The following is a 25,789-nucleotide window of genomic DNA, read 5'->3' on the forward strand; positions in this document are numbered from 1 at the left end:
TTACCTTTAGACTATTTTAAAAAGCTTTGCCGAGAAAAAGTATATTTTACTGAGATACGCTTTTTTTCTTTCTGAACAAGAGTATAATGAACGTGTAAAAACGATTACTTTTATTCAAGTGAAGGGGTACACTTATGAAAATGGCAATGATTCTCTCAACTATTCTGTTTTTCTTAGTTAATTTCTATCTTTTTTCTGTCTATTTCAAAGAAAAAAAAATCAAAGATCATTTGGAGAAACTGGCAGTCATGTTCGGCGCAAATATGAGTGTATTGTTTGTTGATAGCTTAATTTTATTTTTCGGCGCGCTGGCTGAAGAAGGATTCTTACTAATGACGATTTTTGCTTAACGACACATTTAAAAAGGCTGAACCAGTTAACTGGCGCAGCCTTTTTTTGCTAATCATTTTCAATAAAACCATATTCAAGAATTTTTAATTTTCGTTTCAAGCGTTCAATTGCTGGCATTAAATCTTCGATCGTCTGCCATTCTGGATGCTGCGTTAATTCTTGTTGAATTTTCGTTGTCTCGCTATTTAAAACAGCATAGATGATCTCCAGTACTTCTTTTTCCTCTACCTCTTTTCGCAAAGGTAATTTGCCGATCACCTGATCCGTCAGCGTAATATTTTTACTAAAATCCTGATTGAGCTTTTCCGTCATTCTTTGCCGCAAAGGCTCTGGCAGCATTGGCATCTCCGTATAAGCCTTCATTAAGAAATCAAATTCATTTGGATAGGTCAACTGTAGTTGAATTTTATACTTTGTCGCCTCAACGACCATTTCCAGTAAATCAGAAGCTTGCGTCCAAACGGAATAATCGATCCGCTGATAGAAAAAATCCGCTGCATATTCATAGGTTGCTTCATAGAGACCACTTTTATTCCCATAGTAATGGAACAGTAAGCCCTTTGAAACCCCGGCCTGATTCGCGATTTCATCCGTCTTCGTTTCACGATAACCGTTTTTAGCAAATAATTGGGCGCTGGTGGTTAAAATATTTTTTTCTTTTTGTGGATCTTTTACTACTTCTTTCATCGTATCACTCCAAGTCCCGCTTATTGTAGCCGATGATCCCCAGTATCGTCAAACCAAGAAAGATCGCGACTAAACCAAGCGCCAACGATTGGTTCAATGCTTCGGTCGGCACTTTTCCCACCCAGCCGAGGGGCGAGATATTGGCGGTTTCTTCTGATAGATTCAGCAGCGGTCCGAACATTTTGATCAGGACACTGCCGGCTAGATACGCCCATAAAAGATTGGTTAATTTAGGCAAGGCACCAGTCAATAAACTAGCGATTCCGACAAAAAACAGCGTTGCTGGTAAAAAGCCACCGAGCGTTTCCCAAAAATACTTGATTGCTAAAGGGTGTTCCATTGACGCATTTCCAACAAAGAAGGCTCCCGCTAACGTAGCGACAAAGACAAGACAGCTAGTTATGATCCCGACAGAAAAATAACTCAAAGCTAAACGAGTCTTCGTGATACTCTTGGAATGGATGATTTCTAAGTAGCCTTTTTTATCATCTGACTTCAAACGAAAAATAATCAAAATCCCACTGATCGCCGCAATAGCCACAAAAAACAGTCCCAGCATATTCAAAAAATTCAAGATCAATTCACGATTTGCCGCATGGATCTGGGTGACACCTAAGATTTTTTTATAAGTAGGATTGGTGCCGATAATATCGCCGATCGTACTAAAAATAGAACCATAAGCTGCTCCTAAAACGATACCGCCAATCAGCCAGCCAATAATACTGTTACGCTCCACTGTTAATACCAAACCAAGGGGCGAAGATAGTAATGTTCCAGCTTGGGCTTTTCCACTTCGTTCTGTCAACAGACCACTGCCAATATCACGAGTCTCAACGATTTTGATCGCCGCCACGAAAGAAATCAAGCCTAACCCTAAGGTCAAAAGAATCGGCAACCAGCGATTGTCTGTATAAATCGCCGTCTTTTGAATCCAGCCAACCGGTGATAGCCAAGTCCACTTTGGTGCGCTAACGTCCGTCATCATCCGCATCAAATAGAAAATCCCGTATAAGCCATAGCTCATAAAATTGGCACTCCGGGCATTATTCGCTAGTTGCGCGAGTAATAAGCTAATGAAACCAAACATAATCCCGATTGCAGCGATGCTAATTCCCATCAATAGATCGCCTTCCATCGTCGCTCCATTCAAATTAGCAACGAACAGACTGACGACATATAAAATCCCCATCAAGCCATTGATCAATAAAATTTCCAGCGCAGTCGCGTAGGTTGGGGCCAGCCGGCCAACCGTCCGTGAACGAATCATCTCAACCAAACCCGAATCTTCCTGCGCACGCGTATTGCCGATTGCTAGTGAAATATTCATAAAGACCATGAACATCCCCATAAAAACCAACATCTCTGAAGCAAAAACATTCGCGGTCGTATAGGGTTTCGTTGCGGAAAATTCGCCAAACAGTGAGACCATCGCTGGCGTCTTCAAGGTTTCAACGATCGCATTGATGTCGGTTTGCGTACCGAAAAGGACATTAAATTTCGTTGCCGCCGAAGCAAATAGTCCCACTAAAATCGCGATCCAGACAAGGTGCTTCAGCCGGTTTTGCTTCAGATTGGTCCGTAGCAGATAACCTGTTTTTATCCCACTATGCCCCATGAGAATCATCTCCTTGTTGCTCGTAATAGCGCATAAATAAATCTTCTAAAGTCGGCGGTGTCGAGATCAGATTCACGATTTTCTTGTCCGCTAAAAATTGCATGATCTGCTCCATTTGTTCCCGGTCCACGGAGAGCGCCGCTTGACGTTTTGCTTCATCCCTAAACGCGGCCTTGTGGACGCCCGCTAACTCCTCGACACCTACCATTGATGAGGCAGTTTCTACCGTCATTTCCATCCGAGTCAAGTGGCGCATCGAAGCGAGATCTCCCGTCTCGATGATTACGCCGTCACGAATAATGGCGATCCGATCACACATTTTTTCCACTTCTGACAAAATATGACTAGACAGCAAGATACTTTTACCGGCTTCTTTTAATTTCAATACTTCTTCTTGGAAGGTTTTTTCATTCAAAGGATCTAGCCCTGAAGTCGGCTCGTCAAAAATATACAACTCCGCTTCTTGGGATAAGGCAGCGATTAAAGCAATCTTTTGCCGATTGCCTTTTGAATAAGTGCGGGCTTTTTTCTTGGGATCTAGTTGAAATTTTTGAATCAGCTCTTCGGTTTTTGTTGTCCGCTCTTGCCCGTTTAAACGCAGCAATAAGTCAATAATTTCTCCGCCAGTCAAATTAGGCCACAAATAAACATCACCGGGAATATAGGCAATTTGTTTGTGGATCGCCGTATCCTCTTTCCAAACATCTTTGCCAAAAATCGTCGCTTCACCGCCGGACTTTTTCAGCATACCTAACAAGACTCGGATCGTCGTTGACTTGCCGGCGCCATTCGGTCCGATAAAGCCTAAAACTTCCCCTTTATTCACTGAAAAGGTCACGTCCTTTAACGCTTGAAACTTACCAAACTTTTTTTCCAGCTTATTTAACACCACGATTTCTTTTTCCATCGTCCTCACTCCCAAACTTATTTTTCCCCTTAACCGATGAGCCGTTGCTCGTATTTCTTTTTATAATTTGAGGATACTCTCTTTTGACTTTCTAGTCAATGACTTTGCAGTCAATCAAGTTTTTTCGCAAAATATTCCTAAAAGTCCGCTTCATTGGCTTAATCCTCGAAATATTTTTTAAAATAAAGTACAGTTAAAGAGACAAAACTTTTCACAAGGAGCTCTTATGACGTTCATCAAAAAAATTTCTCCGTGTCTGCTGATTCTAGCAGTAGTAGGCGATTTTTCATTGCCTTATATTCTAGGGCGTTTTTACCCCGGCTTCGACCAAGCTACCATGATTATCAGCCAATTAGGTGAGGATGGCAGTCCAGTCCAACAAGCCTTCAATCGTGGTTCCATAGTGACCGGCAGTTTATTCATGCTATCCAGTATCGGTGTCTATCTTTTTTTCAGATCTGAGTCAAAGCGTTTGGCGCAAATCTTAGCCGGTGCGATCGCTTTATACGGCTTTGGTGATTGTTTGCTGACAGGGCTGGTCCATATCAGCAAGTCCGCCAGCTTTTTCAGCCCCGCCTATTTTTTACACGCGGCTTTTTCCGGGATCGCAATGGTCGCCATGATGTTTGTCCCACTTTCGTTAGCTTATCGAGCAGCAAATAAAAATGAGAAGCTCGTGGTGATTTTCTATCTCAGCTGTTTAATGCTATCGATTATTGCATTGCTGCTATTCGCTGCCTATTATTTACCCATCGTAGGTGCCAAGCTTTCCTCAACGCGGGGACTATGGCAGCGAGTCTCACTGTTCTTTTTATACTTACCCGCCTTTACCGTAGCTGTGAAACAACTTAAAGGAGCTAGGACATTATTATAGTCCTAGCTCCTTTTTACTGGCTAATTCAATTTTTTCATTCCAATTTGGGCTGCTCCAATCGCACCGGCATATTGCGATAGCTCATCGGTCTGGACTGGGGCATTCACATACTGAGACAACACGTCAGAAAACGTTTGGCTCTTTGAAAGTCCGCCGGTAAACAAGACCGCTTCTCCTCGCTTTGGTCGTAATTTGGAATATTGACTGCTGATCCGTTTTGCGATGGAATGTAGCACGCCTAACGCAATATCCTCTCGTTTCTCTCCTTTTGAAATCAAACTGATGACTTCTGATTCTGCGAAGACCGTGCACATACTGTTGATTGTCACCGGCGTAGCTTCTGCCACAAAGCTATCTAAGTCAGAAATATCTTCGCCAAGTGTGCGCATCATAACTTCTACAAACCGCCCCGTTCCTGCGGCACAGCGATCATTCATGCTGAATTCGACGACATTGCCGTTACCGTTTAGCTGAATCGTCTTACAATCTTGTCCACCGATATCGATTACTTGTTTCACTCCAGGGGTTAAATATTCCGCGCCTTTTCCATGACAAGTAATTTCTGTCACAGCCAAATCCGCCGGAACTAATTTTCTACCATAGCCGGTGGTGATTAATTTGGGGTTCTTCACCTGTTGGGGAGCACTTAATTGTTCAACGACTTGTTCCATCGCGCCTTTGGGATTTCCAGCAGTGGGAATTAAATATTTACGAATCAGCTCTCCATCCGAAAAAAGCACACCTTTCGTCGTAGTTGAACCTGAATCTAAACCGATTATATACATACAACCTCTTCCTCAAGCATTTCAATAAATGCAGTCACCCGGGTATTGATTTGTTCGATATCTGAAGTCGAATAGTCCGTCTCTAAATACATATACGGAGTGTCTTTTTCTTCTTTCAAGAAGCGTTTGATTTTTAAGGATTCCACTGAAAACGGAATACAATTTTGTAAAACCATGTCGATCACACCATCGACTTGATAGTCATCGATCATTTGACTCAATAATTCTTTCCGGGGCTGATTGTTAGACATGCAAGCACAGCCGATATTGATGTATTTGTCTGTTAACGCTTGATAAACATCCGCTTCCGTCTCGTCCACCAAACGTTCCACCGCTTTAGCGACGGTACAATTTTCGTAAGCCACGACGATTCCGCCATTTTCTTCAATCGCTCGAATGACTTTTTCTGTGACGCCCCCCATTGGTGAGCCGGTCACTAAAATTCGCGGCTTTCTGTCTAAATACTGCCCCGCCGCATAATGTTCCTTGATCTTCGCAGTGGTTTCCTCCAGCATTTGGATGACTTCTTCTTTATCAAATTTATATTGCGAGCCGTACATTACTTTAAAAATTTCTTGCCCGCTGATCGCCGGCGGATTCAGTTGGCCTAATCGGTAAAAATTCTGTTTAGCTTGCCGCTCGCGATTTTTCAGCAGGATCGCCTCACGAATTTTTTCTTCGGTGATCTCTACTCCTAAAAAGTCTTCTAATTTTTCTTTGAAGCGCACCATCTCACTGTACCAAAGCTGTTTGCTGGCTTCGCTGTCACGATTATGGGGCAGGTGCATCAAATACGTATCTTTGAATTCCTCCATGTATTCATACATTTTCTTTTTGCCGTCACAAGTTGTCTCACCGACTACCAAATCAGAAAAATAAAAATACGGACATTTATCTGTTTTACCGAAACCGTAACTAGACTTGATCAAGGGACAGAGGTTTCGCGGCAAATCTTCTTCAGCATCGGGGATCGTTTCATCCGAGGTGGAACACAGACTGATTTGGATCGCCCCGCTGGCTAACACCAATTCTTCCGGCATGAAGGTACAATAGACCCCCACTACCGGCTGGCCCTTCTCCTTGATTTCCTTCACTGTTAAAAAGCCTTGTCTTCTGGCTTCACCAAAATCATCAAAAATCTCCGGTAAACTTGTTTTTAATTCCACATTATCCATTCCTTCCTTTTTGAGAATCCACTTTTTTGTATCGATTTCCTCCCAAAAAAAGCACACCAAAAAGGCCTGCTCCCGGATAAATTTATTTGGTTTTACCCCAGGAGGAAAAAGATTTAGTTAACGCCCTTAGAACCTCTAAGTGTTGAGCAGCTCATAGTCATCGGCCAAACATACTTTCCACCTCCTGATCTCTTTTCCCAGTATCACCATGATGTCTTTTTGACATCGCCAAAGTTTGTGTAAAGGTTTACAATTACTAGTATAACGAAGCAAATTTTTCTCCACAAGGCTTCTTAAAGAGAATCGTTCTCACTCTGGTCTTTTTCATAACCAAAAGAATAGAACCTGTGACAAAAGCCTCGTCACAGGTTCTATTCTTGGATAAACAGCGTTCCAAAAGTAGCTTCTGTCACGTCCGCATCTTTTCAATTATGATTCTTTTCGATTAAACAAGAAATAAATTCCCGCCAATAAAAGACAAGCAGCCAAGGAAACGATATGCCCACTAGCTAGTCCCCGGAACAAATGGTGAATAAAATCATCTTCTACCAGCATCGTTCCAGCGGTGTAGGCGATCAATAGCGCTCCGATCCAAATCAACCACGGGAAGCGATCCATTAATTTCAAAATCATCTGACTACCGAAAATAACGATTGGAATACTGATCACTAAACCTAAAATCGCTAAAACAAAATGCCCATCGGCTACTCCAGCGATCGCCAACACATTATCTAAACTCATCACTAAATCTGCGATAATAATCGTCCGCACTGCCGAAAAAAAAGTCGTTTCGCTTTTGATGTCGGCTTCTTCGCCATTTGATTTTAACAAGTCATAGGCGATATAAAAAAGTAGGATACTGCCAGCAATTTTTACATAAGGAACCATCAATAATTCTACTGCGATCAGCATCAAGATGATTCGTAAAACCACGGCACCACCTGTTCCAATCACGATTGCCTTTTTCTGCGAGTCACTTGGTAGTTTTCGCGTCGCCAATGCGATCACCACTGCGTTGTCGCCACTTAACACCAAATTCAATACAATAATCGAAAGAATCTTCGATAGTATTTCAATCATTTGTTTCCACACTCCTATTCAACTTATCTAAGATACTACTTTTTTTCAAAAAGTGCATGGGAATAGAATGATACCTATCAGAAACTTTTCTTTTTTGTAAGAACTTGGGATCAAGCTTCAGTTGAAGCGTCCTCCGCATCTTTTCGTAAATAAACCATATCTACCAACTGAATGCCATCCTCGATAATAGGTTCAGCGTAATTGTCAGTAAAAAAATTCTGCTTTCGATGCGACTCTCGGAAGCCACAACTTTTATAAAAATTCAACGTTTTTGGAACATCCCCTGTTCCAACGTACATCGTTTGATACTCGCCTAAAAATTCCGCCAAGAGAAACTTGACCAGCGCTTTTCCGTAGCCTTTTCCTTGCGCCGACGGATAAGTGGCGAGACTTTTCAATTCGCAGTCGCGTTCATTTAATGTTACCACCACCGCTTCACTTTTAAGCCCATCGTCCTCTAACACAAACATGCGGCCCGCCTCAAGATAGCGATCGATCATATCCTCTTGTTCATCGGCTAAAAGTAGCAGCTCGATATAAGCTTTCTTATTGGTCGTAATTTCTTTAATTTTCACCATGGGCCTCCCTTTTTAGCTGTAGAATCGGAAATGGTTTTCCTTGTTCATCAAATTCTGAACGACCCATGATTTCAAATCCAAGATGTTGATAAAAACCGAAGCCCTGTTGATTTTCCTCATTGACGTCCACATATTTAATTTTCAATTGTTTGATTCCATACAGCAAAAGTTTTTTTCCAATCCCTTGTCCTCGTACCTTTGCGTCAACAAAAAGCAGCTCAATTTTTTCACCTTCGACACCCATGAATCCAAGGATGTCATCATCATAATAACCATACAGTTGATCAATCGTTTGCAATGCATTTAAAACTTCTGGCTTTAATGCTTCAATCTCCTTTTTAGCTAAGAAATGATGGGTTGCAGTTACTGAACGCTCCCAAATGTTCAGCATCACAGCTAGTTCATTCTTATTAAGTTGTTTGATTTGGCGAATAGCTGTCACTGAGTCGACTCCCCTTGATCAAAGGTGTCGTTTTCTATTTTCCCCAACGCTTCTACAAACCGACCCGTGATTTCCTTTGGTCGCGTGATTGCACCGCCAACGACGATGCCTGCTACCCCGATTGCCTGCACCTTTTGCGCTTGTTCAGGCGTCTGAATCTGGCCTTCTGCGATCACGTCCACACCTTTTTCCACCAGCTGTTCCATCAATTCATAATCTGGACCGGCACCTTCCCGCACCGCGCTTTCCACTGTATACCCACTTAAAGTCGTTCCGACAAAATCCACGCCCGCTTCAAAAGCGTTCAAGCCTTCTTCAATAGTCGCGATGTCCGCCATCAATAATTGATCCGGATATTTTTCTTTGATTTGTTTAACAAACTGCTGAATCGTCAGACCGTCATGGCGTTTGCGCAAAGTACAATCAAGAGCGATCACTTCGACACCGATCGCCGCCAATTCATCGATTTCCCGCATACTGGCAGTAATGAATGGTTCTTCCGGCGGATACTGCTTCTTAATGATCCCAATCACAGGCAGATCGACCAACGCTTTGATTTGCTGAATGTCTCGCACTGAATTGGCTCGAAGCCCGACAGCACCGCCCTCTTTTGCCGCCAATGCCAATAACGGCATTACGCCACCACTTTCAGTATATAAAGGCTCTCCCGGCAATGCCTGACACGATACGATCAAGCCCCCAGCGATCCTAGCTAAAAATTCTTCCTTTGTCATTTTCCCACTTCCTTAAAGTTATTTTCTACTCAAAAGCGTATCACGCCTGCATCTTCCTGTATAGAAAAAAAACGGTCTTCACACGGTCGAACTTGTGTGAAGATCGTTTTTATTTTAATTTGCTGGCAGCCAAACTATACTCCGCAATTGCTTCTCTAGTTTTGACGATATCCGGCACTTCTTTCGTTAATACGACGATCGCATACGGATCATCCTTAGCAAAAACGATCCCAATATCATTTTCGACCTGATCTTGTTCACCGGTAATATTGGCTACTTTGAGATCCTTCGGTAATTTATGGGGGATCTTCGTCCGAATCTTTTGCCCTTCCATGATAGCGATCATGGTTTTTTGCGGCTCTTGCTCTTTTTGATCATAGAGCTTTTCCAAGAGCTTCAGACAATCATTCAAGGAGGTGTAATTGTCTTTATCACTTTTTACATTGATATCCAGCATTCGTCGTTCGATCTTCGTATCTTGATACCCTTGTTCTTTGAAATACGCATTCATTTGATCGATACCATAATGATCGATCAACACATTCGTCGCGTCATCGTCATTTTTTTGGATCATCGGCTCCAACCATTCCCTCAAATTCTTACCGTCAATTTGCTCGTCATTCTTTTGCGCCAGCGCGTAATCCATAATGAAAACCTTGATCACATTCGCGGCAACAGTCGCTTCCGAATTTTTACTAGAATAGTCCCGACCACTCTTGAAATAATGTACGCCGTAATACACTTTGCCGGCACTTGCCGTCAACTTAGTGCTATCCAGCTTAGGCAGCGCTGCTTGTTTGGTAGTGGAAGATTCCTTCGTCTGACTTTCCTTTTTTGTGCTTTTCGTTGTCGCCGTCTTTTTCTTAGAACTTTTCTTGGAGCTGTTCTTTGTAGCCTTGCTTGTTTCTTTTGTCGCTTTTGCTTCACTCGTTTTTTTCGTTGCGACTGTTTTTTCTGAAGGTTTGGTTGAACTAGCAGCTGTTTTAGCCTTGGCCTTTTTTTCCGGCTGAACGACTTCTTGCTTTTCGCTATCATAATTCAGCACGGTTCGCACGCCAAAAAATAGTGCTCCTGACAAAGCGACTGCTAATAGCCCAATGGCGACATATTTGCCTTTTGATTTTTCGTTTGGGTCGGTATGTCTTCCCACATTCAACACCTTCTATCTAATGATTTTCATCTAATAATCCAGGAAACGTTACATATCCATTATCTATCATCAATAGTTTATCATATTCCTATCAGTGAGTTATTAATTTAACTGAAGAAAAACTATTTTTATAAGTATTCACCTTTTAATTATTAGCCTTCCTTTTTTCATATTTAATTTTTACTTTGAGTGCAACAAAAAAAGACTGTTCCCCTTCAATTAAGAAAACAGCCCAAGCTTCAACCTTTTTCAGTAAAAATTTAAATTAATTCTTCAAAACGATCGGCGATTACCGCCAGATGCAACTGTTTATAATCTTCATAAGCACGACACGGAACGCCCTCTTTGTAGCAATCATCATTTACATAGATTGGCGCAAAACCTAATGATTCGGCTTCTTGCAACTGAGGCAATGAATTGGAGATGAAATAGACCTTGCCTTGCTGCAATTCGTCTTTCAAAAAATCTAATAAGCCTTGTGCCACTTGTCGGCCGGTTTCTCCATTGATCGAAAAATCAAAGTACTCTGCCAAATCATGCGCCAATAAAATTTGATTCATTGACTGCTGATCAGTAAATACCATACCGATCCGCTGCTTACGCCGCTTTAGATAGTCTAAAAATTGTACTACCGTTGTTTGACTTTCCTCATTAAGAAAGACACTTTCACTTGAAAATACAAATGTTTCAACCATTTCAATTCCTCCAATACCTTTCAATCTAGTTTAAAGTGAATAATTTCACAAATAGCCGTAAAAAAATATAGATCTTTCTAATTATTTCTTAACTTACATCATTTTTTGACTACTGTCAAACTTTTGCTAGGCTGCTCTCTCATTCATTAAAAAAAGAATGCGGCTGATTTAGGTCGCATTCTTATCTTCGATTTATGTTTTAAAGTAATTCTTTTATCATTTCAAGTAGTGCTTTCACGTCTTCAGGTCGGGTATCATTGGTTTTCGGATCAATAATCGAGCTATAGACATGGGAATTTTTTTTTACTCCTGCATCAACGGCGATCTGGACAATTTCTTTGAAATTATCCAAGTCGATACCTCCAGTTGGTTCTAAGGTAAAATCATATTTGGCGCATGCCTCAGCGACTGCTTTATATTCTTCTTTATGCGCCAGGCCTTTCATTTTTATTCGTTCAGAGCAACTTAGCATCAGTCAAATCCCCTAACTTCTTTTATTGTTCAGATTCTGGTTTCCTCCCTGCAGCCATAAACGAATGGTTTCTAAATCGTACGTACACTTACATTTTGCTGATCCACTAAAGCTTTAGTTGCGGTTAGCTCAGAATCCTCCAGTAACTGTAGCAATACTTGAATCTGTCTTTTCGTTATTTGCTGCATGCCTCTCGCTCCTTACATTTTTAATATGATAGCTTATTCGTTGAACAACAATATAGATTTTGTTATTTTCAGTAAATCATTAAAAGTTTTAGCATCGATCAGCTTTCATCTACGCTTTTCTTGCACTAACACCCATTTAAAATAGCATCTTATCTGACAACTGTATTCTTTATCCCTAAAAAATTTTTTTCAATAAAAAAATTGATGGAACACCACCTTGGTCTATCAAAAAGTGATGAACTACGAAAAAAACACACCTAATCATGGTGTGTTTCCATAGATTTACTGCTATTTTACTCACCTTTCACCCTTACTGCTATTTAAGACAACTTAATTTTATCTCCCTTGATATATGCATCCTTTATCGTTAATAACGGGGTTTTGTGCATATCGGAAAATAAAACCACTTCAAAAGAAAGGTAGTCCTGTTCACTAAATTCTCTAAATTGATGGTTCCCTGTGAAATTTTTTCTCCATTCATACAAACTAGTCTTCCAAGAAAGAACCATTTCGTGGAAACCTCCATTTTCCACTTTTTTCTTTGTTTGTAGAAATATAGGATAGCTGACTGGCGAAAGATTTGGATAAACTTCACTTTTCAATAAAGCTTTCACCTGAAGTTGGACCTTCTCGTTTTGACAAAGTTCCTTGAAATAATTGGTCAAAATTACTGTGATATCCGTCCGTCCCTCGTATCGCTCACCAATATCTTCCGAATCAATCGTATGGGAAACATAGTATGGCGAATCAAAGGTGGTATTGCCTGTAGTGAAAATAAAATCCTCATTCATTTCTTTTCCTAATTTTTGATTTTGCTCTACAAACATTTCAGTATTTGCCGATTGATATTTCAATAAGCTTTTTTCCGGTAAAATTATTTTACGTAATTGGTAGGCTTGTCCCTCAGCTCCAGATAGATAATGACCACTATTACGGTGTTCAAAATACCACTGGTCCTCGACTTTTTTAGCCTTGTAATCTTCAATTACCGGTTCAATATCCGCTATCAGCTCTGCGTGTTCTGGCTCTACAGTCTGAAGCTTCAGCCAAAAGCGTTGATCTGAAGCTTCGTTAAATCCTTCTACTATTTCAAAATCTAGTGAATCTTTATCAACTAAACCTTCCTTGAAATCCGATTCTGCTGAGTGTTCGTTTAGCGCGCTCGCTAATTGACCAAGTAATTCAATGCTAGCATTTAACGTCCGAAAGATCGTCGCATTATCTGAGCTGTCAGCTGCTTGTTCTAAATCGATTAAAAGTTGCTTTCTTGATTGCATAATACTGGCTAACGCCGCAAATAATCCCTCCACCCTGTAATCATTTTGTTCACCAGTTTTTACATTATAGCGAACTTTACAATGAGAAACTTGTTGCGGATAATGATGATTTCGCGAATAAGTATAGCTATATTTCCAACTGCAATCGTGCCCTTTAGCTTGATCATTGATCAAGCTTTCTTGTTTTACTAACTTTGGCAGCTCAGGAAAAGTCAGCAAAGGAAATGGTACAAGCGTTTGGAAATTTCGATCATAGATTGTTGTAAGTAATTTTCCATACCAACTTGAGATTTTAAAACCGTCGATCAATTCTGTCCGATCAGTTTCTAAATGCGTCACTGTATATTTCATCCGTAAGTTAGCAAATGGCAGTACTGCCCCGCGTTCATCAGTCACAAACTCCGAACCATTGATGACAACTATTAATTCTTGCTCTGAACCATTTATCAATTTAGGCGAATTAAAGTTTAATGCTAACTTTTGCTCATTTTCATCTGTTGACAGCAGCTCGACATTGCCATAAAGCGCTGTTTTCGAATCAGGTAAGCCTGTTACTGATGCCGGCAACGCGATCACCGCTTTAGTGTCATAGAAATTAGCCAGTGCCCCTAATAGCCGTTGTTCAAATTGTGCTTTTGTCTGTTCAGAAGCTTTGACTGTCTGCTCGTTAAATGCTGGCACAAGAAATTGTGAAAGAGCTTTAGCAATAGCAGCCTTTGTATCTAAAAGCGGTTGTAAATCATAACTCCTTTTTTGAGCGGCACTTATAGTATTGGCTGTTAGCAGTTGATCGCAAAATTCCAGTGCTTGACGCAACCATTGATTCAGATCGACACTGCGGAAATTAATTCGTCTATTTTTAAAGCCCTCTTGTTCATAAACCTTAATCGGTACTTGGTCACGATCCAATAAAACATTTGATACTGGTTTCGGCAAATAGATATTGCATTTTTCCTCATGAATGGCTACCTTCATTTCTGCCTGACGAAAAGCGATCAGATCAAATTCTGAATTTCCGCCTTTTAGAACAATATACTCAGAATATTTTTGTTCAAATACTTCTGCAAATGCTACACTATCAGTAATTTGCGCTAGCTGTACTTCTGCCTGCAATATCCCTGCAACATCCTCATACCCTTGCGCTACGAATCCTGCTCTACTAAAGATCAATACGCTAGCTAATTGTAAGACTTTCTCGTTCTTTCGTTCAGTGGAAGCAAATCGCCACGTATGCTTACTTTCTATCACATGAGGACTGACAACACCTTCACAAAAAGCAAGCACCTCAGCGACTAGCTGCAGCAGCTCCGTTTTGATTTGATCATCTTTGCTGCTCTTATTATACATTGAGCATTCTAGTGAAACTGAGAAATTGGGATCTGCTAATTGCTTTTGAATCTGTAAGTATTGTTTTTTGACAGCGGATCGCTTCACTAACTCAAGGTCATCTTCAAAAATGATCGGATCAAATTTAAAAGTGACTACGACTTCATTATTCCCCGTACCAAAACACCAAGTTGGACTAATTCCCGGCCATTTTAGAATGTCTAAGATAGGGTCTTGATAGCCGATAGCACGAGTTATTTGAAATTCCGGTATCAACTGGTTGCCATAATAATCCAACCACTGAAATGTTACCGGTATACCAAGTCCCTGTACTTGATAATTACCACCATACAGCTTATCAATGGGTACGATTAACTCATATTTAGATTCCTTATCTGAATATGGAACGGAGGAATTCAATTCCGAGCCTTTTCGATATCGCAATAGAGAATAATTATTTTTCACTGTTGCTAGCGTGAAATCATTAGCAACCGAGTCTTGATCCAATTGCTCACGTTCAATTAAATACTGTTCGTTGATTAATGAATCCGTATTTTCTACTTTACCGCCAATACGACTCCCTGCTTGAAGTGGCAGCAGCAGTTTCTTCGTTAGAAACAGCCCCTTCTGTTCACGGTTGTAATACAGTAAAGTGGCCGCACTGATTCCTAGAAGCTCCGCTAAGCCAAGCAAACTCATTCCCTTATTCGGTGTAATTTCTTTGAAGGTTATCTTTTTCCCTGCTTCACCAACAGGATACACCCAGTTCACTGCCGGGTTCACTTTAATTTCCAGATTTTTTTGTGCAATCCTGCCATAATCACTATACACAACCATTTGCAAAATATCTTCTAGCGTCTGATTGTTTTGATAAGCATAACCCGTCAAGCTTTCACAACCCTTGGCAACTAGTACGCCTTCTTCTTCTAACCCTACAGCATTGATAAGCGTCCACTGTGATTGCTGCGACAAATCATTTGGTGTATAGGAGATGCTAAAGGTGAGCTTGACTTCCTCTTGCGTCTGTTCATCATCTTCCTGACTATCTTTTTCAGCTAACGTCAACACGTAACCTTGATTATTCGTTACAAACGCCTTCCACAACAGCGTCAACTGTTTTTTTAATTCTGCTTTTTTATCAGCAACTTGATCTTTAGCTGGACGTGTTTCGGTTGATAGATTGATTTGACCGATTCCTACGAAATTATCATGCAATCGACCTTCTTTGACTTGATGTATCCCTGCAATCATACTTGGTGATTGGATAATCCTGCTCAACAACTCGGTCACTTGCTTCGAGGCCTGACCAATCACGTAGACGTCGTCTTTCTCAGTCGGAGTGACTGAAAACTCTATCAGTGTATGTCCACTGATTTTTTCAAGCGGTGCTTTTTCATCGACATCTTCTGCAAAATAGAAAGTGAATTCTGGATAGTAAGCAGATTTTTGTTGATAATAAGCCAAGAGACTTTGCGGCATCTCGTAAATAAAGAACGGTGCTTTCGTAACCGGCTGCTTAAAAGTAATTCTTTCTGGAACAAAGCTGGCCTCGCTACTCATAACATTTACGTTGATCGTCGGTTTTTCATCATCCGCAAACTGCTTTATTGCCTTAGCGATATTTACTTGTTCCTCTTCAGAGATTCTTAGTTCCAACATCCGTTGATCCGAAATCAATTTCTTATCGAATGATACTCTGACTGAGCACGGATTGTTCTGTGATAATAAGAAACTTTGACCAGTTAAAGCGAAAATGCCAGCCTCTTTTGGCAAATAGAAATTGCCCGCTCGCTCATTCACCCAAAGTCCACGAACTTTAGGGAGGATCAACCCCTCCGAAGCAGGGACACGCATCCCGTGTAAAGAAAAGCGGGAGAGCATTCCTCCGATATTCTCCGCAATACTAGCTGTCTCAAACGGCTGTTTGGTCTTTTGCTCCAACTGTTCACGTAAATGACGCCGCATTTCACGCATACTTTGCCGCAATGCTAGCATAAACCAATCTGCAAAGACAAAATCTCCCATTGCAAGTTCCGTATTCGTTTGTGTAAAGTCCTGCTCTTTTTCTTCGGCAACGACCACTGCTGTTTTCTCAAAGAGAACTTTAAATTCATTCAGTGCATGTTCGCTCAATTTGTTATACTCGCTGATACGATAACTCAACTCTCCATCGGAGAATGCGAGTGTCGTACTTGGCGGTAAGGGAAAATAAACTACATCGAGCGGCTCGCCGGTTAATTCATTCTGATTTGTCTGATCGTTTTTAATTACCAGTTCAAAATTTTCTGACAAGAATTCTTCTAAATCAGCGGATGAAAATGGTGAATTTTCCAACGTGGTTTCGATCTCTGCCAGTATTGTATCGACTTCCTGATAATTTAATTCCGCTAACTCGACGTTTTTTACTTGAGCAGCGGCGATACAAGTAACTTCGATCAGCTTATCCAATAAACGCACAAAACTCGCTTGGTCCATTGTCATCATTAGATTAGCTATCCCAACCGTTTTTTTCGGTTCATACTCATCCGACGCAATCGTTGGCGTAAGTCCCAGCCAGATATTTAATGGCTGCTTGGGCGCATTCGTTTCTACAAGGACGGATAATGCCGGCAGAATATCCGCAGCTGGATAATTATAAAGCGTCTCAGTCAATTGGTCTTTCGCACGCCAAGGCATCGCTTTTCCCTGACCGATGGTGAAACTTTCTTTGACTTTAACCTTGAATTTAAAAGAAATCTTGACTTTAAACAAGCCTAAATTAATTGAGAGACTCGCTGCCGCACTAATGGCTGCTTCAATGGTTAACGGAATCTTACAGCCAATTTCATAGATAAATTTAGCTGAAAAACTAAGTTCTAAATTTACGCTGATATTGATGATGGACAAATCGATTTTACCAAAAATGGTACCTACAATTCCGGCCGTACCGTCCAAATAATAGTACCAAGACTCTTTTTGCCGCCCATCGGCTTGGTACGGTTGCCATTTCGCAATGACTCCCTCCAAAATAGTTTGTACTACTAAAGCGAAGCCGCCGCTTAAAGGACCATAATGAATCGATTTCCCTAAGCCAAACCGTAAGCCTAAGCCAAACGTAATAACCGGATTAAAGACCCCTTTATCCGTTACCGGTAAGTGAGTATTCCGGTGCTTGGCTGACTCAGCCGATAACTTGCCGAAATAAATACCTGCAGAACCTGTTAACGGGAGTCCTGGTGGGACAATCCCTGATAAAGTAAAGGAGCGAGAAAAATCACCATTCTTAGGAAATCCAATATCTAAGTAAAAATCACCATTCGTATAAACTTCAATGTAGAAATCCGGCATTGAGACTGAAAAAGCGCCTAAATCGAAGTTTCGGAATTTTTCTGGTAGAACGAGTTTGCTTTTAAAAACGCCTAATGTCTCCGAGAGTTTTGCATACAATATTTCAAAGCTGAGACCTGCAAAGAATTTAGCCGTCTTTCCGGCTAACTGAATTTTCAACCCGTAAAGACTTGGATCATAAAAAACAAATTGAGCTCTTAAGAAATAATCATCACCAGATTCCTTGAGAAACTTAAACTCACTAGCAATCAGCATTCCAACATTTTCAGCATAGCTGGGTACCTTTTCCGGTGTCAGGCTGTTTTTTAGTTGGCTGAGCGCCTCACCTACATCATTTGGCTGAGTTTTGTCAAAAAATTGCATTTTCTGGCCAAAAGTTAGATAATCCAACTTGAAATAATCATTGCCTGAACCAGCGGGAGAAGGCGCACTGCCAGGTTCGGCTGCATCCCATACCATGCTTTCAGCTTCTTTCTGCCAATCAAATTTGATTTGCAACTCTACCTTAATCTTTTGGTCAACTGCCTTTGGATTATAGGTTAGACTGATTCCTTGCACCTCGCCAAACGGCAGACGACTATTGACCGCATTGTCCGCTAACTGTTCTTTGCCCAACGTTACCTCAAAAATTTCACTCTTGAAGTTGTAAGTCAAGGCTAAATCTGTTTTAAGCCTATTCAAACAATCCCAAGGTGCATCTAATTTGAAGGATGCTGAATACAGCCAGCCGATAAATGTTTCGATCATTTCACCTATACTGAAATTCTCTAATTTTATTACTGCCTGTTCTCCTGAGATTTTTCCAGTAAAATTCCCCCAGTTTAATTGGAACTGAGTATCTGCTCCATAATCCAATACAAGGGTCATTTTAGCACCCAAAAGCTTGATTTCTGCACTTAGTGAAGCGGCTACCTTTTTTGCATTTCTTGTAATTTTCCCTTTAGCGGTCAAGGTCTCTTCAAATTTGCCAAGCTTGATTTTCCAATCCGAAACCCCTGCTTCAATTAAAATATCCGTTTCTGCCGGGGTAGTAGTTTTATCAATTTCAAAAATCAAGTAGCCGATATTATCATTTTTTTCAACGATTGCCTGTTCGTTCAAGGTTTGTTCATTTAAGGCTTTTTCAGGAACATATCTCTTAACTAACTCTTTCATCGAAAGCTCTTGATTCACTGCTAATTCTGCACGCAGTTTAATATGCTGGTTGTCCAGGTAAATGGCAACTGCTACCATTAGATTGGAAACAATTTCCATTGTTCCAGCAAATCCCAGAACGGTTTTATCTCCAGCCCGAGTAAGTTGGAAAGATAATTCTCGGATTTTGAAGTCTTTAGTTAGCTCCCAATCAAGATCAACTGCCGAGGTCAATTGATAATTATTTTTATCAAAATCGGCTAACATCGTTAAATCCGTGATTGCGGGATTCCCATTGAAACCATCTAATTGAACAGCATCATCAAAAAGTCGAATAAATTTTTTTAAATCAATTTTCTCTGAAGCTAAACGCAATTCTCCCTTAAAAGGCGGGAAAATCGTACTCAACCAAAGCCTACCCACATTTAATAATTCATTGGGTGATCCTAAGTCAACGAACGAACTCATGGCGATCTTGACTTGACGCCTACTTAAGTCAGCTGGATTCAAAACAGTTACACCTACACTGGGATAAGCAGATAACTTGGGAGCCTCTTTGTTTCCCCATAAAATCCAAGGCTCATTAGCTTGATTGGCAAAAGTAAAAGTCATTGAACTGATTTTTTGGCTATCCCAGTCATAATAAAACTCCATATTCACTAACCCTAAGCGAATGATTGATTGAATTTTTTCCGGCAACAATTGTTCAAAATCCAGTCCACCGGCGATCGCACCAAACAGTTTTAAAGTAGTGATTGGTTCTCGTGCATAGGCCAACAAACGGGAAGTTCCTGTTTGTTGATTCAACTCAACAACAACATCTATTCCCGCAAAATCAGCTGTTTTACCGAACGTCCCACCAACACTGCCACTTAGCACCCCGCCACTCTCTGGTACTAACACGCTGAACCTAGCTTCCGTAAGTGTTAGCCAGGGAATCCCACTAAGCTGGCCGCTCTTTTGGGAATGGCCGCTTAAAGACAGCCGCCAACCTTTTCCCGCGGCCTGCTCCTGAAACGATAGGTCAACAGTTCCACTGAAGTTTGCTGCTGCACCGGCCAAAATGCTCACACCGCAAATTTCACCGCTTCCTTCAGTTGCACCTTCTAAGCGATCCAATTGAATTTGTTTTTCTTCTTGAAGCTCGATCCAGCCCTCTGCCCTTCCAGTAAAACTTGCCAAATAAGCTGCCAAATTTTCCTGTCCACTTTCTTTTAACAGCGTTGCCACAGCCAATCGCTTAGACTTGTTGCATTCAGTCTTCAGATTTTTAAAAAATGCTTCAAAAGAATTGGCTGCTTGCTCCGGTGAATCCTCCGCTTGAGACATTTCCCGCAGTGCCTCAAACACAGCCAATGCAGTTGTCAACTTGTCTGCTGGAATCTTGCTAGAGCTTGTTTTTAAGTAGCGTTGCGCTTCTTTTTGCAGCTGTAAAAAATAGTTTTTGTTAGGATTTTGCAACCATTTCACAATTTGGGCAATTTCTTGTGCTAACTGTTTATTTACCCCTGCAGTATAAACCGTGATCGGATAGGCAAATAGTTCAGATAACTCATTCATTTCCAGCGCAGTGATGGGATCACTTAGGGCTGGATAATTATCTGAAGCAACATCAATCGCTTTTTGTAAGTAAGGCTTTCCTAAATTGATCGCTAAATTAGTATAATCACACGATTCAAAAAATAGATAGTCGCTTTTTTTATATAGCTGTGCTAAATAATCGTAGGGCAGTTCCCCTACTGGGCAAAGATATAACCATCCTTTTTTAAGCGTTTTCAATTCTTTGCTAGAACAAAAAGCAATTTTTTCCAAGTCATCCTTCAACTCTGCTCGTAGCTCCAACAATGGATTTAACAACCCAACACGTAAATCAGCCTCATTGGCTAGCGGAAATAGTTGACACCATTCTTTCAACAACATATCAGCGCTTTTATTCCTGTCACAAAGACTTTTCAAAACAGTAAAGTGAGGATCTGTTTGCGAATCGTAATCAGTAAATAGCATGATCCGTGTCTTCGAACTCTGTTTCAACTGCTTCAGGGAGGCCAGGGTTAATTGCAAAATGACGTTAATCCCGCGATCATTGGCTGAATGCTGTGTTTTTAAACCGTCAATGGTAAACAACTGAACATCCGACAACTCTAACAATTCTTCTGCCAGCGTTATTCCAGCTTGATTTTTCCAGTATTTCTTCCAATACTCTTGTTCTTTTTCAGGAAGTTTTGTGATTCCCTCAAGCTCGGAATAAAATGGCCGTTCCGAGAACAACTGATCCAGTGCCAAGGTATCGGTAAAATAGGTAATCAGGTCCTTTTCTTGGCGTAACTTAATAAAGCTAAAATCATTGCCATCTAAAAACGGTCGAATACTTACTACCCCATTGACTGTTTTAGGCAAAGCCTGCCAAAAAGGATCGCTTTGCTCCGAGCCGCCATTAAAAAGCAACTCTGCTTTTAAATCAATCACTTGAGTCGGTGTTTTCAGTACATGGTGGGAATAAACCGATTCTTCTTTAAAATAAGGCAGATAACTAGCCAGTTGCTCCTTTACCTCGTTATCATCGTAATAAATCAGCTCGATCTTGCCACTAAAATTAAATTCATTGATCATCCGTTTGACTAAGCTTGCTGTATTTGCGGTATTTATTCGATTGTTCCGATCAAAATAGAAGCCCAGCGTTTTTTGTTGATTCAAAAAACACTTAAAGCTAGCGTAAGCATCTGCTAGATCTTGCTGACTTATCTTGACTTGATCAGCAGGCAGCAAAGCTGTTGCAAGTTGACTAAGATCCATATTTTTACTCCTTTATTGTCATTAAAAACTCTGAAATTTATGTTGTACTTTTGAAATGTTTTAAGTGGATAAGCGGTCTATTCTCGTTATTGCGCATTACTACATCATATTTACGCCAGTTATTATGACGGAAGCAAATTGGTAAAAGAGAATAGACACTATCCAGTTTATATTTACCACTACTACTATCTTTAGGTAGTTGGTGCTGTGCATTTGTCAAACCCGTAACAGAATATATTTCCTTTGTACGATTTGACTCTTTTGTACGTCCTGGTACTATTATTAGTTGTGTAAAAACATGTCCACCTACAAATGAACCTACTCCACACGTCAAATTAGAGCCGTGTGCAGAACAATACTGATGTTTTCCCTCATCAGATGAAACAATTATATCTGCGTCAGTTCTTCCTTCTGCATAGTGTGCGTAAAACCTCAGCCAATTATTTTCAAATCTAATTGGTGGATGATCTCCTGAAGTATCGTCAATATTATAAAAATAGGTACCTAATTTTATTTGACTTCGATCATAATAGATTCCACCATCTAAATTCCCAGCTTCATCAAAAGTTTCCATTACGCCCAAACAAACAGACAACCCATAATCCATACCCTTCAACTCTTTTTCCAATTCATCATAGATGCCTCGCAGTTGTTCTCGTACGGAATTAATCACGGTACCATCAAATAGCTCATCATTTTCTGCCTTGACGGTATCTAGTGATTGGTCACTTGAAACCTTTAATAAAGGTACTGACGCTTGGTCGTTAGCTTCAGTTGTTTTAGTTAGTTGAAAGAAAGGCTTCGTATGATAATGCTCCACCGGAAGATAGCCTTTAGCAGAAAAGTCATGATCACAAACTTGTAGCTGATTGGCTTGCAAGGTATAGCTTAATACCACTTCGCCCATAACTTCTTCTCCATCCAGCGTACCGGCAGGATAAGAAACCGTCGCGATTTGATCTTTACCAAATAATGGCAGTGTCAGCACCACTTGTGCTTGATTCAGCTGCAGCCGCTGATTGTTCGACTGATAATCTTCACCCAGCGTCAAAGGGATTTGCAAATAGTTACTCTGTGTTTTCGCTTGTTTGTAATAAAACATTGGCCGCTCCTTTCTCCTTAGCCTGATAGGCGCCGAACCAACCAATACCATTCTGGTCGCCTGATAAAGCCAAACCAAATGATCCGTTTGCTGGAAGCTTCAATACACCTAACAAGCGTAATGCCACTTGCGAAATCAAAAGTGTTAAAGCTTTGTTTCCTTCACGCCTGATTAAACGAACCTCCCCCAACGACAGCTCAATAACGCGTTGGATCATCGTTTGACCAGGTAAATGGATACCGATGTACCCCACACCTTGCGGATTCCATGCTAATAAGATTTTAGCTGTCAATACACTGTCTGAAGCCAAACCTCCTAAACCGCCCAATAATACAGAACACTCAATCCCTGCACAAAGGCTAGCTTTTTCACTAATATCTATCTTTTCAACCGCAATCGGATGATAACCTTTAGCTATTTCCCGTCCCATGTGCACTTTCAATGGAACCAAGTTAAAAGTTTGAACGAGGCTATTAGTTCGAGCACTCGAATGTTCTAGGTCATAATTCAGTGATTCTAAAGCAACTTGATAGTCTTTTTTCTTTAAATGAACGCGATATTTTTCAAAAAGCAATTCACTAAAAGAAAACAAATCAATTAGCTTCTCTTCAGGCTTAGAAAAGTTTAACTTTCCGTTGAAGTCAAATGCATAAGATTCAGATTCAAGTGTAGTCATTGCAATCTCCGTAATCTCAGCTTTAGCCAGGACACCTGCAAAATTCAACTCACCACCGGTTGATTGCAGCCGTAGACTTGAACAGCCGTTGCTAGTTTGTAAGGTGCCATTCATCAGAAAAGCATTATAAAGATTTCCACCAGCAATTGGCTTTAAGCCCATGAACGCCCCTAAAACAAACTGCGAGAGACTGCTAAAACTTTTGGTAAGATTGTTTTCAAATTGAATTTGCAGCTGCAGCAGACGAAATTCATAACTTTCTTTTGAATCTTTAATCGGCAAAACTTGACCCAAATAAGCCGGATCTTGATAATCAATCAAACCGAAGAAGGCTGAACTTTTTTCATTGACCGGTCCCGTTTCAGCGTTTTTTAAAGCAACGAGTTCAGCACCAAGATGGTGCGCCTTAAATCCTGCTGAATCTTCCACCCCCGCTAGTAATGGCTGAATACAGTCCGGCAAACTCATTCTCCCTGTTCCAGCTTGATTTAAGGCGGCATTCAACACAAGAATCCCTTTCCAATCTGGATCAGTAATAATTTGAGCAAAATGCTGGTACTTTTCGTCATTTTCTTGCTGGTATTTTTCATACCCAGTCTGACAATAGTTCAATACCCATTGGGCCAGATTGGCAATCTCACCCAGTCCCTTAGTTGGCTGGGCCAAAACCTCCTTACTAATCCATTGATCCGGATTGGCGCAGAGGCTCATTTCACTATTATCAGGATCATAGATTTTTCCGGTTGTATTCTTAATGAGTACAACATTTCCATAGTCATTATAGCGACTCCCTTTTCCAGGAGTTAAATCAAATGTCCAGCCGTCTAATGATACGCCCTGCTGCCATGTAGTAGCCCCTGTAGCAAACGTATTAGCAAGCACACAAAATAACGTTGGGCTTTGAAACACTGCTGCTATCTGCTGGAAAACTTGGTCGCCCAAGTACTGCTTTTCAAATGCTAATTCGCCATTAGTAGGAAAGGCTACTGCTACTTTTTGAAAAACGCCTGATTGTAGACTCGCAACAAAACCAGTTGGAGTAGCAATCGTTTGTTGAGCTGCATTCGCTTGATCAAAAAGCTGCTCTTTGTATTTTTCTGGTGCGTGTAAAAGAATTTTTGCCCGCTCATTGGAGAGTACCTGCTGATCAAAATCTGACAGTAGTTTACCTTGGTTAACCACTCCATTTTTATTTTTCAAGCGAGCATTTTTAAATGGGAAAAGTGGAAAAGCCGGTGACACTGGAAATTTACTAGCTAAATCAGCTACTTCTAAAACCGATTTCTCTTGATTCGTGAAAAACGGCGCCTCAGCGGGTTGTGCATGATAGCTGCCCGAAAAACGAATCCAAGCAGTCGCGGATTGGTTGGTAAGCAACTCTGTATTCGCTGGGTCGATAAATTGCTCAATCGAAAATTCTGTTGCCGGATAAGTTGGAGCAAAAGCAGCTTGATTGGGCACGAATTCAATCAAACCGTCTGTTGCTAGATACTCTGTTCCTGAAAAACCACATAGTAATTTTGCAGGTTTTCCATCTTCGTCAAACACTTTAAATTTTCCAAAAAGTACTGTGGTGACTTCTGAAATAATCTTAGATGACAATACTAATCCACTTTCTTTGATCTGTGGCTCTAAGTAAACATCTTTTCCATATAAAGTAATAAAATTACTTAAAAATTGATTTCCCTTGTCGCCCACCAGCTCATCAAAAAAGTAACGATTATCAGAAAAAACGTTAAATCCAAATTTAAATCGCCCTCTAATAGCTAACTTTGGTTCTCGATACAATGAATTGCTCAGCCAATAATCATTCGTTCCATCCTTGAACTCATAACTCAACCCGCAACGAAACAATTGATTCATTTGCCTATCCTTCAAGGTCATCGCAACCTCTAATGTTCCGGCTTGCTCTCCAAGTAAATGGAAAAAGACTTGCGAAGGAGGCGGTAATTCAGTTACTTCATTAAATCTGAGCAGTTGCACCTTTTCTAATGACAACTGTCCGCTCTCAAGCAATCGAAAACGCGCACCTTTTAGGATTTTTATCTCAATATTATTTTGCTCATCGCCTAGTATCCGTGCAGAGAATGTCTGCTTCGTACTTATTTGTCCAGCGGTTTGTTCTAGCATTAAGCAAGAAATCATTTCTGACTCCCAGATAATTACTCGTTTTGTTTCCCCAGGATCAGCTTGAGAAGCTAAATAAGCTTGCCAATGATGCATGAATTTTTCAGCTTCTGCTGAAGTTTGAGGTTTTTCCTCAGTAAAGATGATTGCCCATTCACTATCTAATCCATTAAAAACATCTTCTATGCTGATTTCCGACTTAAAAATAGCGGAAAAAACGACAAGTAAAGACTTGCCGTTCTGGTATATTCCTAAATCATCAAATAATCGTTTGAATGTATTTCCATTTTCCAT

At 40.7% G+C, this 25,789-nt stretch carries 16 protein-coding genes and 1 pseudogene; 2 read left to right on the forward strand and 15 right to left on the reverse strand.

The annotated features are described in order from the left end of the window. The first annotated feature begins 134 nt into the window (after positions 1–134). Positions 135–350, forward strand: a complete 216-nt coding sequence (locus IGI54_RS09805; protein ID WP_071860611.1) for a hypothetical protein — start codon at positions 135–137, stop codon at positions 348–350. A gap of 49 nt (positions 351–399) precedes the next feature. Here IGI54_RS09805 and IGI54_RS09810 read toward each other — a convergent pair whose 3' ends face one another. Genes IGI54_RS09810 through IGI54_RS09820 form a run of 3 tightly spaced genes read right to left on the reverse strand, consistent with a single transcriptional unit; the run spans position 400 to position 3,560 of the window. Then, positions 400–1,038, reverse strand: coding sequence for a TetR/AcrR family transcriptional regulator (locus tag IGI54_RS09810; protein WP_430620572.1), 639 nt, complete (start codon positions 1,036–1,038; stop codon positions 400–402). A 4-nt stretch (positions 1,039–1,042) separates the two neighbouring features. Continuing rightward, positions 1,043–2,653, reverse strand: a complete 1,611-nt coding sequence (locus IGI54_RS09815; protein WP_430620573.1) for an ABC transporter permease — start codon at positions 2,651–2,653, stop codon at positions 1,043–1,045. Further along, positions 2,643–3,560 (reverse strand): ABC transporter ATP-binding protein, encoded by a 918-nt coding sequence (locus IGI54_RS09820; RefSeq protein ID WP_430620574.1) that lies wholly within the window; start codon positions 3,558–3,560, stop codon positions 2,643–2,645. Before IGI54_RS09820 ends, IGI54_RS09815 begins: the two co-directional genes overlap by 11 nt. A 226-nt stretch (positions 3,561–3,786) precedes the next feature. Here IGI54_RS09820 and IGI54_RS09825 point away from each other — a divergent pair, with 226 nt between their 5' ends. Then, complete coding sequence (locus IGI54_RS09825) at positions 3,787–4,434, forward strand: DUF998 domain-containing protein (protein ID WP_430620575.1); 648 nt, start codon at positions 3,787–3,789, stop codon at positions 4,432–4,434. A gap of 20 nt (positions 4,435–4,454) precedes the next feature. Here IGI54_RS09825 and IGI54_RS09830 read toward each other — a convergent pair whose 3' ends face one another. From IGI54_RS09830 to IGI54_RS09885, 12 genes and pseudogenes are all read right to left on the reverse strand, one after another. Next, positions 4,455–5,219: an acyl-CoA dehydratase activase gene (locus tag IGI54_RS09830; RefSeq protein ID WP_311901020.1), complete on the reverse strand. Its 765-nt coding sequence runs from the start codon at positions 5,217–5,219 to the stop codon at positions 4,455–4,457. Next, positions 5,210–6,385, reverse strand: a complete 1,176-nt coding sequence (locus IGI54_RS09835; RefSeq protein WP_071861030.1) for a double-cubane-cluster-containing anaerobic reductase — start codon at positions 6,383–6,385, stop codon at positions 5,210–5,212. Before IGI54_RS09835 ends, IGI54_RS09830 begins: the two co-directional genes overlap by 10 nt. 438 nt (positions 6,386–6,823) lie before the next feature. Continuing rightward, positions 6,824–7,474 (reverse strand): TerC family protein, encoded by a 651-nt coding sequence (locus IGI54_RS09840; RefSeq protein WP_430620576.1) that lies wholly within the window; start codon positions 7,472–7,474, stop codon positions 6,824–6,826. Positions 7,475–7,584: 110 nt separating this feature from the next. Beyond that, positions 7,585–8,049 carry a GNAT family N-acetyltransferase gene (locus tag IGI54_RS09845; RefSeq protein WP_313630816.1) on the reverse strand — a complete coding sequence of 155 codons (465 nt, stop codon included), beginning with the start codon at positions 8,047–8,049 and terminating at the stop codon, positions 7,585–7,587. Continuing rightward, positions 8,039–8,494 carry a GNAT family N-acetyltransferase gene (locus IGI54_RS09850; RefSeq protein WP_430620577.1) on the reverse strand — a complete coding sequence of 152 codons (456 nt, stop codon included), beginning with the start codon at positions 8,492–8,494 and terminating at the stop codon, positions 8,039–8,041. The genes IGI54_RS09845 and IGI54_RS09850 overlap by 11 nt, the downstream gene beginning before the upstream one ends. Beyond that, the gene (locus tag IGI54_RS09855; protein WP_430620578.1) at positions 8,491–9,228 is read right to left on the reverse strand and encodes an N-acetylmannosamine-6-phosphate 2-epimerase; all 738 of its coding nucleotides are present in this window, start codon (positions 9,226–9,228) and stop codon (positions 8,491–8,493) included. The genes IGI54_RS09850 and IGI54_RS09855 overlap by 4 nt, the downstream gene beginning before the upstream one ends. 109 nt (positions 9,229–9,337) lie before the next feature. Continuing rightward, on the reverse strand, positions 9,338–10,378 hold the full coding sequence (locus IGI54_RS09860; RefSeq protein WP_430620579.1) for a serine hydrolase: 1,041 nt from the start codon (positions 10,376–10,378) through the stop codon (positions 9,338–9,340). 260 nt (positions 10,379–10,638) lie between these two features. After that, a complete protein-coding gene (locus IGI54_RS09865; RefSeq protein ID WP_430620580.1) occupies positions 10,639–11,073 on the reverse strand; it encodes a hypothetical protein in 435 nt (144 codons plus the stop codon). 199 nt (positions 11,074–11,272) lie between these two features. Further along, positions 11,273–11,518: pseudogene (locus IGI54_RS09870) on the reverse strand (KDGP aldolase); the annotation flags it as partial. 535 nt (positions 11,519–12,053) lie between these two features. Continuing rightward, a complete protein-coding gene (locus IGI54_RS09875) occupies positions 12,054–21,590 on the reverse strand; it encodes a hypothetical protein (protein ID WP_430620581.1) in 9,537 nt (3,178 codons plus the stop codon). 37 nt (positions 21,591–21,627) lie between these two features. Beyond that, the gene (locus tag IGI54_RS09880) at positions 21,628–22,692 is read right to left on the reverse strand and encodes a hypothetical protein (RefSeq protein WP_430620582.1); all 1,065 of its coding nucleotides are present in this window, start codon (positions 22,690–22,692) and stop codon (positions 21,628–21,630) included. Further along, a complete protein-coding gene (locus IGI54_RS09885) occupies positions 22,658–25,789 on the reverse strand; it encodes a hypothetical protein (protein WP_430620583.1) in 3,132 nt (1,043 codons plus the stop codon). Before IGI54_RS09885 ends, IGI54_RS09880 begins: the two co-directional genes overlap by 35 nt.

Origin of the sequence: Enterococcus sp. DIV0800, assembly GCF_050559735.1 — a bacterium.
In the GTDB taxonomy this organism is placed as follows: Bacteria; Bacillota; Bacilli; order Lactobacillales; family Enterococcaceae; genus Enterococcus_A; species Enterococcus_A devriesei.